Annotated in this window: 14 protein-coding genes and 1 other annotated feature; of the genes, 11 read left to right on the top strand and 3 right to left on the bottom strand. The window is 35.5% G+C overall.

Features of this window, described 5'->3' with window-relative positions:
* Positions 1-32: 32 nt before the first annotated feature.
* The gene (locus MHB74_RS24930; RefSeq protein ID WP_000530035.1) at positions 33-926 is read right to left on the bottom strand and encodes a YitT family protein; all 894 of its coding nucleotides are present in this window, start codon (positions 924-926) and stop codon (positions 33-35) included.
* Positions 927-1203: 277 nt separating this feature from the next.
* On the opposite strand from MHB74_RS24930, the gene MHB74_RS24925 reads away from it, so the two are divergent.
* From MHB74_RS24925 to MHB74_RS24915, 3 genes are all read left to right on the top strand, one after another.
* Positions 1204-1488: a hypothetical protein gene (locus tag MHB74_RS24925; RefSeq protein WP_061678999.1), complete on the top strand. Its 285-nt coding sequence runs from the start codon at positions 1204-1206 to the stop codon at positions 1486-1488.
* A 28-nt stretch (positions 1489-1516) separates the two neighbouring features.
* Positions 1517-2299, top strand: coding sequence for a membrane protein insertase YidC (locus MHB74_RS24920; protein ID WP_061679000.1), 783 nt, complete (start codon positions 1517-1519; stop codon positions 2297-2299).
* Between the two features lie 129 nt (positions 2300-2428).
* A complete protein-coding gene (locus MHB74_RS24915) occupies positions 2429-3538 on the top strand; it encodes a hypothetical protein (RefSeq protein WP_340844593.1) in 1110 nt (369 codons plus the stop codon).
* 81 nt (positions 3539-3619) lie between these two features.
* Here the strand turns inward: MHB74_RS24915 and MHB74_RS24910 are convergent, their stop codons facing one another.
* Positions 3620-3847, bottom strand: coding sequence for a hypothetical protein (locus MHB74_RS24910; protein WP_061677994.1), 228 nt, complete (start codon positions 3845-3847; stop codon positions 3620-3622).
* A 166-nt stretch (positions 3848-4013) separates the two neighbouring features.
* Positions 4014-4250, top strand: a binding site (T-box leader).
* 65 nt (positions 4251-4315) lie between these two features.
* Here MHB74_RS24910 and MHB74_RS24905 point away from each other — a divergent pair.
* From MHB74_RS24905 to MHB74_RS24890, 4 genes are all read left to right on the top strand, one after another.
* The gene (locus MHB74_RS24905) at positions 4316-5629 is read left to right on the top strand and encodes an APC family permease (RefSeq protein ID WP_061677995.1); all 1314 of its coding nucleotides are present in this window, start codon (positions 4316-4318) and stop codon (positions 5627-5629) included.
* A 108-nt stretch (positions 5630-5737) separates the two neighbouring features.
* Complete coding sequence (locus tag MHB74_RS24900; RefSeq protein ID WP_141658057.1) at positions 5738-6922, top strand: MFS transporter; 1185 nt, start codon at positions 5738-5740, stop codon at positions 6920-6922.
* A gap of 79 nt (positions 6923-7001) precedes the next feature.
* A complete protein-coding gene (locus tag MHB74_RS24895) occupies positions 7002-7172 on the top strand; it encodes a hypothetical protein (protein WP_061677997.1) in 171 nt (56 codons plus the stop codon).
* 269 nt (positions 7173-7441) lie between these two features.
* The gene (locus MHB74_RS24890; protein WP_061677998.1) at positions 7442-9598 is read left to right on the top strand and encodes a SpaA isopeptide-forming pilin-related protein; all 2157 of its coding nucleotides are present in this window, start codon (positions 7442-7444) and stop codon (positions 9596-9598) included.
* 30 nt (positions 9599-9628) lie between these two features.
* Here MHB74_RS24890 and MHB74_RS24885 read toward each other — a convergent pair whose 3' ends face one another.
* On the bottom strand, positions 9629-10387 hold the full coding sequence (locus MHB74_RS24885) for a TrmB family transcriptional regulator (protein WP_061677999.1): 759 nt from the start codon (positions 10385-10387) through the stop codon (positions 9629-9631).
* Between the two features lie 188 nt (positions 10388-10575).
* On the opposite strand from MHB74_RS24885, the gene MHB74_RS24880 reads away from it, so the two are divergent.
* The 4 genes from MHB74_RS24880 (at position 10576) to MHB74_RS24865 (ending at position 14480) form a co-directional block, all read left to right on the top strand.
* Positions 10576-12576 carry a methyl-accepting chemotaxis protein gene (locus MHB74_RS24880; protein WP_061678034.1) on the top strand — a complete coding sequence of 667 codons (2001 nt, stop codon included), beginning with the start codon at positions 10576-10578 and terminating at the stop codon, positions 12574-12576.
* Between the two features lie 78 nt (positions 12577-12654).
* Positions 12655-12957 (top strand): MTH1187 family thiamine-binding protein, encoded by a 303-nt coding sequence (locus MHB74_RS24875; RefSeq protein WP_001018860.1) that lies wholly within the window; start codon positions 12655-12657, stop codon positions 12955-12957.
* Between the two features lie 48 nt (positions 12958-13005).
* Entirely contained in the window at positions 13006-13251 is a 246-nt protein-coding gene (locus tag MHB74_RS24870) for a YusU family protein (RefSeq protein ID WP_001290594.1), read from the top strand.
* A gap of 311 nt (positions 13252-13562) precedes the next feature.
* The gene (locus tag MHB74_RS24865; RefSeq protein ID WP_000436767.1) at positions 13563-14480 is read left to right on the top strand and encodes a proline dehydrogenase family protein; all 918 of its coding nucleotides are present in this window, start codon (positions 13563-13565) and stop codon (positions 14478-14480) included.
* The last annotated feature ends 21 nt before the right edge of the window (positions 14481-14501 follow it).

Below are 14501 nucleotides of genomic sequence, written 5' to 3'. Positions count from 1 at the left end.
TATATGTTATGCCCTTTAATGTATTAATCTTTTTATATGCGTTTGAAACGGCCGACAATTTCAACTGTTTCAGTAATGTTCATGAATGCTTTGTTATCCACTTGACGGATAATACGTTTCATTTCGCCTAACTCATAGCGAGTCACGACAGTGTAAATCATTTTTTTCTTATGGTTTGTATAGCCGCCGACAGCATCTACCATTGTCACTCCGCGTATGCCGTGATGTAATAGTGCGCTTTTTATTTCCTCGCCTTTTTCTGTAACTGTCATTATCGTTAATTTAATATGTTTCGTATGCACGGCATCAATTACTTTACTGACTACAAACCGGCTAATTAACGTATAAAGTGTAATATCCCATCCGAAAATAAATCCTGCTGCAACAAGTAAGATTAAGTTGAATCCAAAGATGATTGCTCCAATCGAAATATCTCGATGTTTTGCTACAATCAATCCAACGACATCAAAACCACCTGTTGAAGAAGCAAATCGGAATATGATTCCGGAAGCTGCTCCGCAGATTACACCGCCGAATACAGAAGATAGTAAAATATCGTCTGAAACTTGGTGTACAGGGATAATGTTCATCGCTAACGATGATACAGCTACAAAGTACGCTGTTAAAAAGGTTGTCTTCTTGCCTAAGTAAAAGTGACTTAAAATAAGAAGAGGAATGTTTAGTAAAAAGATAAGTGCACCGATATTGTAGTGCATTAAATAACCGATAATCATCCCTACACCAGCGAATCCACCGCTAATCATGTTATGCGGGATAAAGAACATATTCATAGAAATTGCATACAAAATAGAAGCTACGAAAATAACAACCAACTGTATGATAAATTCTAAGTGAAATGTTTTAGCTGCTGGGAAGGATAAAAAGGCGGTGTCGGGAACGTAATCGGCGTCTCCTAGTTGACCCATAGTATGTTTCATCTCCATATTCATTTTTGATTACAAGAAGAGAATAAAGGTTTTTTCAAAAACTGGCAATAGTTTTATTATAATGCAAAAATTTTATAAATTTCTAATAAATCAAGCCTATTCATTGATGTGTGTGAATATACTAAAGAAAGCGAATACAACGTTTCTTAATTATTATTTTCTTGAGAAAATATGCAAAATACTTTTTTTGACGATAAAAGGAAATAGAGAATATTTGCCCAATGTGCTAAAATGACCTTATTAAGGATGTGAAGCGATGGAATTTTTATTGCAGGATGCAATTCTATATATATCGTTTGTAACGACAGCGCTTTGTTTATTAGAAGTTTTCTTCCTTGCTAATGTTTCTCGCTTTGTGCGTCAGCAAGCATCAAGCGGTAGACAAAGAGCTTTTGCGTTAGCTGATACATGTGAAGATAGTGCGGGAAATGTACCGCTATTTTCAATTTTTTATAAGTATGGAATGATTCGTTCTGTACGCAGACAAGAATCAAGTGAAGAGAATGACGAGGTCGGTCCGTATACACCAATGTTTCGCTAAATAATTACGAAACATTGGAGGAATGAACATGTTAAAATCATACCGAGCTGCGCTCATTAGTTTATCAGTATTACTTGTTTTTGTTTTATCTGGCTGCAGTAATGCAGGCACAATCGATTCACATAGTACGGGAATTTGGAACCATTATTTCGTATATCCAATCTCGTATATGATTCAATTTGTTGCTCATCATATACCGGGAGCTAGCTTCGGGATTGCTATCATTATTATGACGCTCGTTATTCGTTCAGCTATGATTCCATTAGCTATTTCGCAATATCGTAGCCAAGCAAAAATGAAAAAAATGCAACCTGAATTGCAGAAGCTAAAGAAAAAATACGGTGATGTAAGTAAAGATCTTGAAAAACAAAAGCAGTATCAAAAAGAAATGTCAGAACTAATGAAATCAGGCGGTTGGAATCCACTTGCTGGTTGCTGGCCAATCTTTATACAAATGCCGATTTTTTCTGCTTTGTATTATGCGATTAGCCGAACAGAAGAGATTCGCACATCTTCATTTTTATGGGTGAACTTAGGACATGCAGATCCTTATCATATATTACCGATTATCGCAGCGTTAACGACATTTATTCAGATGAAAGTTTTCCAATCTAACGTTACACCTGGAGAACAAGTACAGATGATGAAGGTGCAGCAAATTATGATGCCGGCAATGATTCTATTTATGGGATTTGCGGCGCCATCAGGACTTGTGTTGTACTGGATAACAGGTAACTTATTTACAATGACACAAACAATTGTATTAAGAAGAATAATGGAACGTGAAGAATTACAATTACAAAAAGCATAGAGAAACACCGCTCATCAAGAGCGGTGTTTTTTTGTTAAGTCGTTAAGGAAATGTTAAGAAACCGACATTACTATAGGCATTGTATACGAAAGTGTACATGCTTTAGAAATATGAAGGAGGAAATTTCCTATGAAGAAGAAAACAGTTGGGTATTTAGCAATTGCAGGTGCTTTATCATTCGGAATCATTGGAGGAGCCGGCATACCAGCATTTGCGGCAACGAATACTCCAGCAGCTGAGCAATCTACAAAAACGGCGAAAAAAGATTTAGATGACGCTACAAAACAAAAAGTAAAAACGATTATGGACGATACAAAGAAACAGTTAGAGGAACTAGGTGTAAAACTTCCAGAGAAAGAAAAGCGTAAAGACATGTTTGCTAACTTAGATGAAGCAACAAAAGAAAAAGCGAAATCGATTTTAGAGCAAGAGAAATCCGGAAAATTAACACGTGAACAAGCGCAAGAAGAATTAACGAAGTTAGGCGTGAAAATGCCAGAGAAGGGTAAGCATGGTGATATGTTTGCTAATTTAGATGAAGCAACAAAAGCAAAGGCGAAAACGATTTTAGAGCAAGAGAAATCCGGAAAATTAACACGTGAACAAGCGCAAGAAGAATTAACGAAGTTAGGCGTGAAAATGCCAGAGAAGGGTAAGCATGGTGATATGTTTGCTAATTTAGATGAAGCAACAAAAGCAAAGGCGAAAACGATTTTAGAGCAAGAGAAATCTGGAAAATTAACACGTGAACAAGCAAAAGAAGAGTTAACAAAACTAGGCGTGAAGTTCCCGGAAAAGGGTAAGCATGGTGATATGTTTGCTAACTTAGACGAAGCAACAAAAGAAAAAGCAAAATCAATTTTAGAGCAAGAGAAATCCGGGAAATTAACACGTGAACAAGCGCAAGAGGAATTAACAAAGTTAGGCGTGAAAATGCCAGAGAAGGGTAAGCATAAAGACATACTTGTTAACTTAGATGAAGCAACGAAGGAAAAAGTAAAGTCTATTTTTGAACAAGAAAAGTCCGGGAAATTAACACATGAGCAAGCTAAAGAAGAATTAACAAAACTAGGTGTGAAACTTCCAGAGAAAGAGAAACATGAAGATATCTTTGCGGGATTAGATGAGGCAACAAAAACAAAAGCAAAATCGATTTTAGACAATGAAAAGAAACAATTAGAGGCGTTGAATGTGGATCTTCCACATCACAAATTTTTTATGGGAAAAGATGAGAAATAATTGAGCGAATTCGTATCTTTCGTGTGGGCAACCGAAAGGTACGTGAGAGGACCGATTTCTGTTAGCAGAAATCGGTCCCTTTTAATGATTTAATAAATTTTTTTTCATTGTTAGTATGTATCCAAAGACGCAGTAGAAGATTGCAAAACCGATAAATACTTCTGTATATTGGTATTTACCTAATACATAGAAGGAAGCAGCTGGTATAATAGCTACTGCTAAAATGCTATAACCAGGATATTTGTGCCTGTACATGATAGCGAATAGAGCCGAAAGAAATGTAGCGATAATACAAAAAACAGCAATCATTATCCTTGCACCTCCTATATGAAGTATACCATTTTTAGGGAATTAGAGAAGTGTCGTAACTTCTGTTATAATATAAGAAGAGAAATATTTCGTATGTTATATAAAAAAATATATTGATTTTTTCTAACAATTCAATATAATGAACAATAACTACAAAATTCGACATCAAGAAGTGATGATGAGGACACGATCAATTTTTTACGATTCTCAGAGAGGGAAGCCTTTGGCTGTGAGCTTCCTAATACGAAAAAATGGATTACCACCTCTGAACTGCAGCAGTGAACGAACATCTAGTAATTGCTTGCCGGCAAAAACCGTTATTTAGACTTGAGAAATTGGTGAAGTGTGTCACTTTGCTAATTGAAACAAGGGTGGAACCACGAATACAACACTCGTCCCTTTTTTAGGGAGGAGTGTTTTTTTATTTCATTTTTGCATCACACTAGGATTGGAAGGAGGATACGCAGCATGCATCATGATGAGAAGAACAAAATTGGCTTAACAGTAGCACTTTCTATTGTGGTAGGAACGATTATTGGATCTGGTGTGTTTATGAAACCAGGGAGCGTATTAGATTACTCGGGGAGTTCTAATATGGCCATTCTTGCTTGGGTAATTGGTGGTCTGTTGACGCTAGCAAGTGGTTTAACAGTAGCTGAAATTGGAGCGCAAATCCCGAAAAATGGTGGGTTGTATACGTATTTAGAGGAGATTTACGGAAGTTTTTGGGGATATTTATCAGGCTGGATGCAAACAATTGTTTATGGACCAGCTATTATTGGAACATTAGGGTTGTACTTTAGTTCTTTAATGATTAATTTCTTCTATTTAGATAAAGTATGGAATTTACCAATTGCAATTGGAACAGTTGTGTTCCTTGGCGTTGTAAATAGTATGGGAACAAAATATGGAGGTATCGTCCAAACGGTTACGACAATTGGGAAGATGATTCCGATCGTTTTAATTGTTGTGTTAGGTTTTTGGAAAGGGAATAGCGATATCTTTAACGTAGTTGTGCCGATATCGGAAAATCAAAGTATTGGTATGGCGATTTTAGCAACGTTATTTGCTTATGATGGCTGGATTCTACTTGCTTCGATTGGCGGAGAAATGAAGAATCCAACAAAGTTATTACCGAAAGCGATGACAGTTGGGATTTTAATTGTAACAGCTGCTTACGTATTAATTAACTTGGCATTATTAAATGTATTACCAGCAGCGAAAATTGTAGACCTTGGAGAAAATGCAACAGCGACAGCTGCGGGCATGCTACTTGGAGAATATGGCGGGAAAATTATTAGTATTGGTATTATCATTTCTATTTTCGGTTGTTTAAATGGAAAGATTTTAACATTCCCACGTATTCCAATGTCGATGGCAGAACGTGGACAACTTCCATTTGCTAAGTTTATTGCAAAGGAAAGCCCAAGATTTAAAACACCAGCAAATGCGATTACTGTTGAAATCATTTTAGGAATTATTTTAATGATTATTAGTGATCCGAATAAGCTATCTGAGATTTCCGTATTCATTATTTATATTTTCTACGTAATGACGTTTATTGGTGTCTTCATTTTAAGAAAACGTAATAAGAATAAAGAGCGTGCATACAGTGTACCGTTATTCCCAATCGTACCAATTGTCGCGATTTTAGGTTCGTTCTTTGTAATTGGTAGTGCAATTATCAATGATCCGGTAAGTTGTTTCTTATCAATTGGAATTGTCTTTACTGGACTTCCGGTGTATTGGTATTTAAATAAGAAGAATAAAACTACTGTTTAATAATTAGAAGGCAGGCGTATCATACGCCTGTTTTTTATTGTAAAAAAATTGTACTTGTGTTCAATTTCTATTTTGGTTACTATAGTCGTAGTAACCAAAATAGAAAGCGTGGGGAAAGACTTGAATTTTCGTGTGTATATTTTAGCTATCGCGGCTTTTGTAGTCGGAACGGTTGAGCTAATTATAGGAGGAACGCTCGATCTAGTTGCCAATGATTTAGGCGTATCTATTAGTGCAGCTGGTCAGCTTATAACAATATTTTCAGTAGTATTTGCTTTATCAGGTCCTGTTTTATTAGCGGTAACTGGAAAGTTTGAAAGAAAAAGATTATACATTGGGGCATTATCAATTTTCTTAATCGGAAATATTATTTCGGCATGTAGTGTGAATTACGGGATGTTAATGTTCTCGAGGGTTGTTTGTGCGGCGAGCGGTTCATTAATTATTGCGTTATCTGTAACACTTGCTTCTAGTGTTGTAGAACCGCATTTTCGTGCGCGTGCAATTGGAATCATTTTCATGGGGATTAGTGGATCACTTGTACTTGGAGTACCCCTCGGTCTTGTACTCGGAAATGCATATGGATGGCGTGCACCATTTGTATTAATTTCGGTATTAACAGTTATGGCAATTGCTTGTATTTCATTATTCTTAACGAAAGTACCACCGACATCGGTATTATCAATAAGAGAACAAATTGCTACGTTAAAAGATAAGAAAATCGTAAGTGCACAGTTAACGTCATTCTTATTTTTAACGGGTCATTTAACGCTATATGCATATTTAACACCATTTTTAAAAGATGTGATGCATGTGGAAGCGAATTGGATTAGTGTATTTTACTTCATTTTCGGAATCGCAGCGGTACTTGGAGGCGGCCTTGGGGGCTTGCTTGCTGATAAATGGGGATCGAAGAAAAGTATTATCTCAATTATTATCGTATTTGCGTGTGCAATCTTCATATTGCCGATGATGACATTCTCATTCCCGCTGTTCATTATTATGATGGGGATTTGGAGTATGCTGAGCTGGGCTATTTCGCCAGCGCAACAAAATTATTTAATTGAAATTGCACCAGAATCGGCTGGCATTCAGCAAAGTCTAAATAACTCTGCGCTTCACTTAGGAATTGCACTCGGTTCAACAGTAGGCGGAGTTGTTATTGAAAAATCATCTGTTATATATAATGCTTGGGTAGGCGGCGGCTTTATTATATTAGCTCTGCTTTGTGCGATTTTCTCTATTACGAGAGGACGTTCTACTCAGTTTGCAAAAGAAGAATCTATCGTTTGATAGGTTCTTTTTTTATGTGTAAAAAATTGCAGGTTTTAGTAGATGTATGGAGAAAGTTGTATGTAGAGAGGTGATATATATGTATACGAATTTTTCGATTTTTGGCTTTCTAATTTCAATGCTTCCGTTGTTCCTTATTATTCTTGCACTTAGATGGGTACGTTTCATCTATCAAAATTCAGAGAAACAAGTGGAGCAAAATGAGAAAATTATTGAGCTGTTGACAGAGATAAAAGAAAAAGATAAATAACATGTATTCGTTTGAAATTTGTTTCTGGTAAGTAAAAAAGGCACTTATAAAGTGTCTTTTTATTATTTTTAAAAATTTTAAATATGTAACATTCATTTGTCAATAGCAGCATGAGAACAAACAATTGTAATGTTGCTTATTGCTTTGAAACTTTCTCAACAATTCGACAAGATAATACAAAAAAACCACCTATTCTCTTTTTTTCACTATAAGTACAATGAAACAGTAAGATTGCTTCATGTAGAAATTTATATATGGTGGTGGAGAGAATGAAACGAAAGATGGTAGGGAAATGGTTTAGTTTTTTAAGTGCTCTTATTATTTTATTAGGAATTGCAATGCCGCAAGTAAAGGCAGAAGTAATGAACAGAGAAACATATAAAATGGATTGGAGTTATAGTAATTCGAAACATCGTGAAATAAAAACAGAAATAATTAAAACGGCTTCGGGTAGTATTGCGTATTGTTTAACGCCTGATTTGCGTTCTCCCAATGGGGATGATTTGCCTGAAATGGGGAAAACATCTGATGCCGTATATCGTATTTTATTAAATGGGTATCCTCAAAAAAGCCCATCTGAATTAGGGGTAGCGACAGTAGAAGAAGCGCATTATGCTACACAATTAGCGGTATGGATTGCAGCAAATGAATTAACGGTAGAAGATTTAGTTGCAAAAAATGAACGAGTACATAATCTTATGAAGCGTTTAGTAGAGGTTTCAAAAAAAGAAACTGGATCACAAGATGTATTTTTTAAAGTTAATCCTGTAGATCCACAAACTGCTACACAAAAAGGTAATTATTTAGAAACAGGATTTTATGCAGTGCAAACAAATGCGGTTTCTGGCTCTTATACAATTCTTCCTGAAAACGCTCCTAAAGGGGTTCGAATTGTAAATGAAAATGGAGAAGAGAAAAGTACATTATCAATTAACGAAAAATTTAAAATATTAATCCCGAAAGATACGAGTAGTGGTAATTTTAAAATGAAAGTGAAGTCTACTTTAACAAATTTACAAGCAATAGCTTTTAAGGGATCAGAAAAAGTTCAAAATACAACAGTATTGTTACAAAGAAATAGTGAGAAAATGAGTACAGATTTAGTTGTAAATTGGGAAACAGTAGGCTCTTTAAAGATTATGAAATTAGGAGAAAAAAAGGAATTATTAAAAGGGGCTGTGTTTGAAGTTTCTAATGAAAACTTTAAACAAAATGTTACGACTAATGATAAGGGGATTGCAGAGTTAGGCAATCTTCCAATCGGTATATATAGCGTCAAAGAAATTCAAGCGCCAGCTGGATATGTGTTAGACGGAAGTGTTAAAAAAGTTGAAGTGAAAACTGGTGAAACTGCTGTATTAGAGTTGAAAAATGAAAATGTAAAAGGTGAATTAGAAATAACGAAAGTAGATATAGCCGATGGGAATACAAAATTACCGAATGCAGAGTTTACAATCTACAACGAACAAGGGAAAGAAGTAGTAAAAGGGAAAACGGATGAAAAAGGTATAGCGAAATTCAAATTACCATACGGAAAGTACACGTATAAAGAAACAATAGTGCCAAATGGATATGTAATAAATGAAGAGACATTCGCCTTTGAAATAAAAGAGGATGGAGAAGTTATTAAACATATCGTTCAAGATAAGAAAATAGAAGGTGAATTAGAAATAACGAAAGTAGACGTAGCGGATGGAAATACGAAACTGCCGAACGCAGAATTTACAATCTACAATGAACAAGGAAAAGAAGTAGTAAAAGGGAAAACGGATGAAAAAGGTATAGCGAAATTCAAACTACCATACGGAAAGTACACGTATAAAGAAACAATAGCACCGAATGGCTATGTAATAAATGAAGAGACGTTCTCATTTGAAATAAAAGAGAATGGAGAGATTATTAAACATATCGTTCAAGATAAGAAGGTAGAAGGTGAGTTAGAAATAACGAAAGTAGATATAGCGGATGGGAATACGAAACTGCCAAATGCAGAATTTACTATCTACAACGAACAAGGAAAAGAAGTAGCAAAAGGAAAAACAAATGAGCAAGGTATAGCGAAATTCAAATTACCATACGGAAAGTACACGTATAAAGAAACAATAGCACCAAATGGATATGTAATAAATGAAGAGACATTCGCATTTGAAATAAAAGAGGATGGAGAAATTATTAAACATATTGTGAAAAATAAGAAAGGAGAAAAGGCATCGCTTCCTTCTAAGCCAAATAAGCCAACACCGAATGGAGAAGTGAAACCTTCCACTGATGTGAAGCCAATGCCACAACCTAATACTCATAATGAAGTGCGTTTACCAGCTACTGGCGGCGTCGGCAATGAATTTACCGCTTTATTCGTTTTAGGAATTGGTTTTATTATTGCGGGTGCTTATGTGTTAAGGATGAAAAATAGAAAAGAAATGTAGAAAAAAACGCCTTGTAATAGAGGCGTTTTTTTAGTATCTCAATTTCCTCAACAAACTCTTAATTTCCTCATCTTGCATGAAGAGATCAAGATGCTTCTCTGTAATTTTCGCAAGTGCAACGTCGTGATAGAAAAATTCTGTAAAGAACTTTACGAAAGGTTGCGACATTGTTTTCATTGCTTGCCATGATTCTTGCTCTACACCAGCAAATAAAATTTCGCGGTTGTCAACGATGAGTAGTAAATAGCGCTCTAATGCATTCGGTTCTTCAGTTGGGATTAGAAAATGCATGTTGTCTAACTCTGTTTCTACTTTTCCAACTATAAGCGATTCGAGTTTGACGCCTTGTTTCGCCTTTTCTTCTAATGAAGGAAGGTATTCTAAAAGAGTATCATTCCAAGCTGAAATGCGAATCGATTCTTTTGCGCTTTCGATAAGTTCTTTACTTTGCACTCGAATAGAAGATTGCATTTTTAAGCTCCATACACGGTCATCTGTAAATGATTTTTTCGATATATTCGTTTCCAATTCTTTAATATTTGATTGAAATTCTGTCGTTAATTTTTCAATTGCTAGCTTGAGTGGTAATGCTGTATACAGCTTTTTCTTTTCAGAAACAGAATCCATTACCATGCCTTTATCGATCAGGCGTGCTAGCACTTCATATATTTTTGCTTTTGGAACACCAGAGTGCTTCACAATTGTTGTAGCATCTAGTGGTTCGTTGCTTGATACGACAACTTCATAAGCTTGGCTTTCATACTGTGAGAAACCGAATTTTTGTAACATAGTTCCCTCCGAACGAATGAGATGATATAGCTTAAGGATAATGAACTATTTGTTTTTGCACAAGTGGTAGTATGTTTTCTACTCAAATTGAGATGAGAATTAATTTCAATTTTTTAATTTTATCCATTATACTTAATATAGTGATTAATATGATTATAATACAACGAGAAGGAGATGCTTGGGGGAAGATGTTGAGAAGTTTACGTTTAAAAATTGCAGTAGTATTTTCGGTGCTTATTTCTATGATGTTTGTAATATTAGGCACAGCTATGTATCAATTACAGAAAGAGAAGGAAGTGCGCTCCTTAGACCAGTATTCTCAAAATACGATGGATCTTGTGACAGAGCAACTTACGACATTTGTTCAAAGAACGGATGAAGATATGGGATATTATGCGAACAGTGAGATGGTTCGTAATATACTTCAAGACGGAGTTACTCCAGAAGAAGAAGCATTTTTGACGAAAGAGTTTTCGGAGTACAAAAAGAATCATCCTGGCATTTTAGACTTATATATTGGTACGAAAGATAAAAAAACATTAAGTGCCAATCTTGCTGAAGGTGGACAAGTGCCAGAAGGATATGATCCAACGACAAGACCATGGTATAAAGACTCAGAAGCTGATGTGAAAAAGGTTCACTGGGGACAACCTATGTATGAAATTGCAACAGGTAAGTTAAGCGTGGGAGTTTCTAAAGCAATTACAGCTCAAGATGGATCTGTATTAGGTGTTGTTGCGATGGATGTATCACTTGGAACAATTCAGAAGTTACTTCATAATATTCAATACAATAATGGCGGAGAAATGTTTATTATAAATGATAAAAGTATGGCTCTTGTTTACCCAGAGAAAATAGGGAAAGATGTTTCGAAAGAGCCACTTGTGAAGAGTTTAAATAAAGAGGTAACAAAATATGCTGTTACTACATTAAAAGGTGAAGATGTAGTTGTTTATAGCCAGTCATTTGATTTGATGAAATGGAAAATAGGAATTTTTTATCCGAAAGAAACGATTGATGGGCTATTAAATAGTACGAGAAATACAGTCCTTATAATGGCATGTATTAGCTTATTAGTTGGAATCGTAGCTTCATACTTGTTCTCAAGAAGGTTAGCAAGACCGTTGCAACTATTAACGAATCACGTTCAAAAAGTAGCAGAAGGTGATTTAACGTTGCAAATGAAAGTGACTAGTAAGGATGAAGTTGGAGAGCTGACGAATCACTTTAATCATATGGTTGAGCAAATGAATGAAATGGTAAGCAAAATTAAAAATAGTGTATCAACAGTGCAGCAATCAACGAATAATCTACATTATTTAACGACTGAAACTGTAGCTGCTAGTAGAGAAGTGTCAGGTGCAATGGATGATGTGAGCGGAGGAGCGTCTACTCTTGCTAATAGTGTAGATGAAGTTTCAGAGCAGCTCGAGAATATGGCGCAGTCAGTGGAACAAATGAATCAATCCGTTGGTGAAATAAAAGGAGTGGCTGGCAAAGCTGAAGAGGCATCTAAGCAAGGATTAAATACGATGCGTAATTTAGTTCGTACAAGGGGCCAGTCATCTTCGATTGTTGTTCATACAGAGGAAGCCTCCGGAAAGTTAGAGCAAAGAGTTGGATCGATTCAAAATGTTGTAGAGCTTATAAAAGGTATTTCGGATCAAACGAATTTACTTGCTTTAAATGCTTCAATCGAGGCGGCGCGTGCAGGTGAGCAAGGTAAAGGATTTGCTGTTGTTGCTGAAGAAGTTCGGAAATTAGCGGAACAATCAAAAGATGCAACAGTAGAAATTGCGACGATGATTGGTGATGTACAAGTAGAGGTAAGACGAGTTGTAGAAGTTGTAAGTAAGTTGAAAGACATTGCGGATATACAAAATAAAGTTACGACAGAGGCAGAAACGGAATTCCGTACAATTATGTCAGTTGTAAATACGATTAGTACTTCAGTGGAACAAATTGTAGAAGAGGTATATAACATTGGTTATGAGCAAGGAGAAATTACAACGGTAATGCATACAATTGCTGGTACGAGTCAAGAAAGCGCAGCTGTTTCGGAAGAGGTAAATGCTGCAACTGAATCTCAAGTGAATCATCTAGAAAAGGTAGCTCATACGATGGAAAGCCTGACGGAGCACATGAGAGACTTAGAAAGATTAGTTGAGCAATTTAAAATAGAGGAATAACAAATTAGTAAAATGATGAGTATTTCGGTAAAATAGACAATGGATATATAAGAAGCAAGTAATAGGAGGAAGACTACTATGGCAATTGTTGACGTATCGATTATTCCAGTAGGAACGGGTAATCCAAGTGTTAGTGAATATGTAGCAGAAGTACAAAAGGTGTTAGAGAAAAATGCAGATCGCGTGAAATATCAATTAACACCAATGAATACAATTATTGAAGGAGATCTTCCTGTCATTCTAGAAGTTATTCAACAAATGCATGAAGTTCCATATACGAAAGGTGCACAGCGCGTTGCGACAACAATTCGTATCGATGATCGTCGTGATAAAGTAAGCACAATGGAGAAGAAATTAAACTCTGTTCGATCAAAATTATAAGAAAAAGCAGCGACCTCCGCTGCTTTTTTCATATAGGAGGTAGATAAGATGAGTGAAAAGTTTAACGAACAATTTGATGGGTTGTTAGAGAAATACACGGAACTATTACTTGGAGAGAGCAATGAAGAGAGAAAAGAACAGGTGCAGAAGTGGGCACTGTATTCTTACATAGCTAAGACGATGCCGGCTTTAGTGAAGCATTGGAATGAGACTTACCCTGATGCGAAAGAAGAGATGGTGCAGTTAATTACAGATATTAAAAGGCTGAATGAAGAGAAGAGAAATGAGCAATAAAAAAACTTGAGATAAATATAATCTCAAGTTTTCTGTATTAATATCCTTATATAATTTACATGGAATATAAAGGGTTTTATAAGCATGTCGAATATTTTCGACATGCTTATTTTGTGCCTAGTAAATTCGTTTTTTCTAAATGTCGAAAAATATTTCCTACATATTTATAAGCGAAAATATAGGGTTTTAAATGTTTTTATAGTATTTTATAAATTATCTAAATAATTATTTGTATCCAATAATTTTAAACAATGATATAATTTTGAAGAGGGGTAAAAAACAGATAAATCACAGTCATAGGGGTGAATTACATGGAACAATTAATGCGAAATTCGTTTCTTTTCTTGTCAAAAAATAAAGCGCTAACAAAACTGGCTAAAAAGTACGGTTTACGCTTTGGTGCAGGTCGCTTTGTCGCAGGGGAAACGATTGAATTAGCGACAGCTGCAATTAAAGCATTAAATAAGCAAGGTCTTTGTGTAACGATCGATTATTTAGGTGAATTCGTTGATAACGAAGCGGAAGCAAATGAAATGGCTAGCGAATCGATTGAAGCGATTCGTGCAATTGGAAGAGAAGGTCTTAATTCACAGCTTTCTTTAAAAATGACTTCTATGGGATTAGATATCTCTGATGAAATCGTAATGAACAATATGCGCCGTATTTTAGAAGCTGGAAAAGAAAATGGTGTGTTTATTACAATTGATATGGAAGACTATACGCGCTGTGGGAAAACAATTGAGATCTTTAAACAATTAAAATCTGAATACGATAATATTGGTACAGTTATTCAAGCCTACCTTTATCGTACAGAAAAAGATATGGAAGAATTAAATGCTTATAGTCCGAATTTACGTCTTGTAAAAGGAGCTTATAAAGAACCTGAAGAGGTAGCGTTCCCGGATAAGAAAGATGTAGATGATAACTATAAAAAAATTATTAAAATGCACTTATTAAATGGAAATTATACTGCAATTGCTTCACATGACGAAGCGATTATTGAATATACGAAAAAACTTGCCGAAGAACACAATATTCCAAGAGACCAATTTGAATTCCAGATGTTATATGGTATTCGTAATGAGCGTCAACTTGAGCTAGTAAAAGAAGGTTACAAAATGCGTGTTTACGTACCTTATGGAAACGACTGGTATGGCTACTTCATGCGTCGTCTAGCAGAGCGTCCAGCAAACGTTGCGTTCGTATTAAAAGGTATGGTTAAAAAATAACCAAGGAGAAAATACTCCTTG

The organism is Bacillus sp. FSL K6-0069, assembly GCF_038007785.1.
Lineage (GTDB): Bacteria > Bacillota > Bacilli > Bacillales > Bacillaceae_G > Bacillus_A > Bacillus_A mobilis.
The sequence above is the reverse complement of the archived record's forward strand: the minus strand, read 5'-3'. Positions and strand labels throughout refer to the sequence as shown.

Excerpts from the sequence above, each read along its gene's own strand:
- MHB74_RS24930 (WP_000530035.1), bottom strand. The coding sequence starts at position 926 with ATGGGTCAACTAGGAGACGCCGATTACGTTCCCGACACCGCCTTTTTA.
- MHB74_RS24870 (WP_001290594.1), top strand. The coding sequence starts at position 13,006 with ATGAGTGAAAAGTTTAACGAACAATTTGATGGGTTGTTAGAGAAATAC.
- MHB74_RS24880 (WP_061678034.1), top strand. The coding sequence starts at position 10,576 with ATGTTGAGAAGTTTACGTTTAAAAATTGCAGTAGTATTTTCGGTGCTT.
- MHB74_RS24890 (WP_061677998.1), top strand. The coding sequence starts at position 7,442 with ATGAAACGAAAGATGGTAGGGAAATGGTTTAGTTTTTTAAGTGCTCTT.
- MHB74_RS24910 (WP_061677994.1), bottom strand. The coding sequence starts at position 3,847 with ATGATTGCTGTTTTTTGTATTATCGCTACATTTCTTTCGGCTCTATTC.
- MHB74_RS24865 (WP_000436767.1), top strand. The coding sequence starts at position 13,563 with ATGGAACAATTAATGCGAAATTCGTTTCTTTTCTTGTCAAAAAATAAA.
- MHB74_RS24895 (WP_061677997.1), top strand. The coding sequence starts at position 7,002 with ATGTATACGAATTTTTCGATTTTTGGCTTTCTAATTTCAATGCTTCCG.
- MHB74_RS24925 (WP_061678999.1), top strand. The coding sequence starts at position 1,204 with ATGGAATTTTTATTGCAGGATGCAATTCTATATATATCGTTTGTAACG.
- MHB74_RS24885 (WP_061677999.1), bottom strand. The coding sequence starts at position 10,387 with ATGTTACAAAAATTCGGTTTCTCACAGTATGAAAGCCAAGCTTATGAA.
- MHB74_RS24915 (WP_340844593.1), top strand. The coding sequence starts at position 2,429 with ATGAAGAAGAAAACAGTTGGGTATTTAGCAATTGCAGGTGCTTTATCA.
- MHB74_RS24920 (WP_061679000.1), top strand. The coding sequence starts at position 1,517 with ATGTTAAAATCATACCGAGCTGCGCTCATTAGTTTATCAGTATTACTT.
- MHB74_RS24875 (WP_001018860.1), top strand. The coding sequence starts at position 12,655 with ATGGCAATTGTTGACGTATCGATTATTCCAGTAGGAACGGGTAATCCA.
- MHB74_RS24905 (WP_061677995.1), top strand. The coding sequence starts at position 4,316 with ATGCATCATGATGAGAAGAACAAAATTGGCTTAACAGTAGCACTTTCT.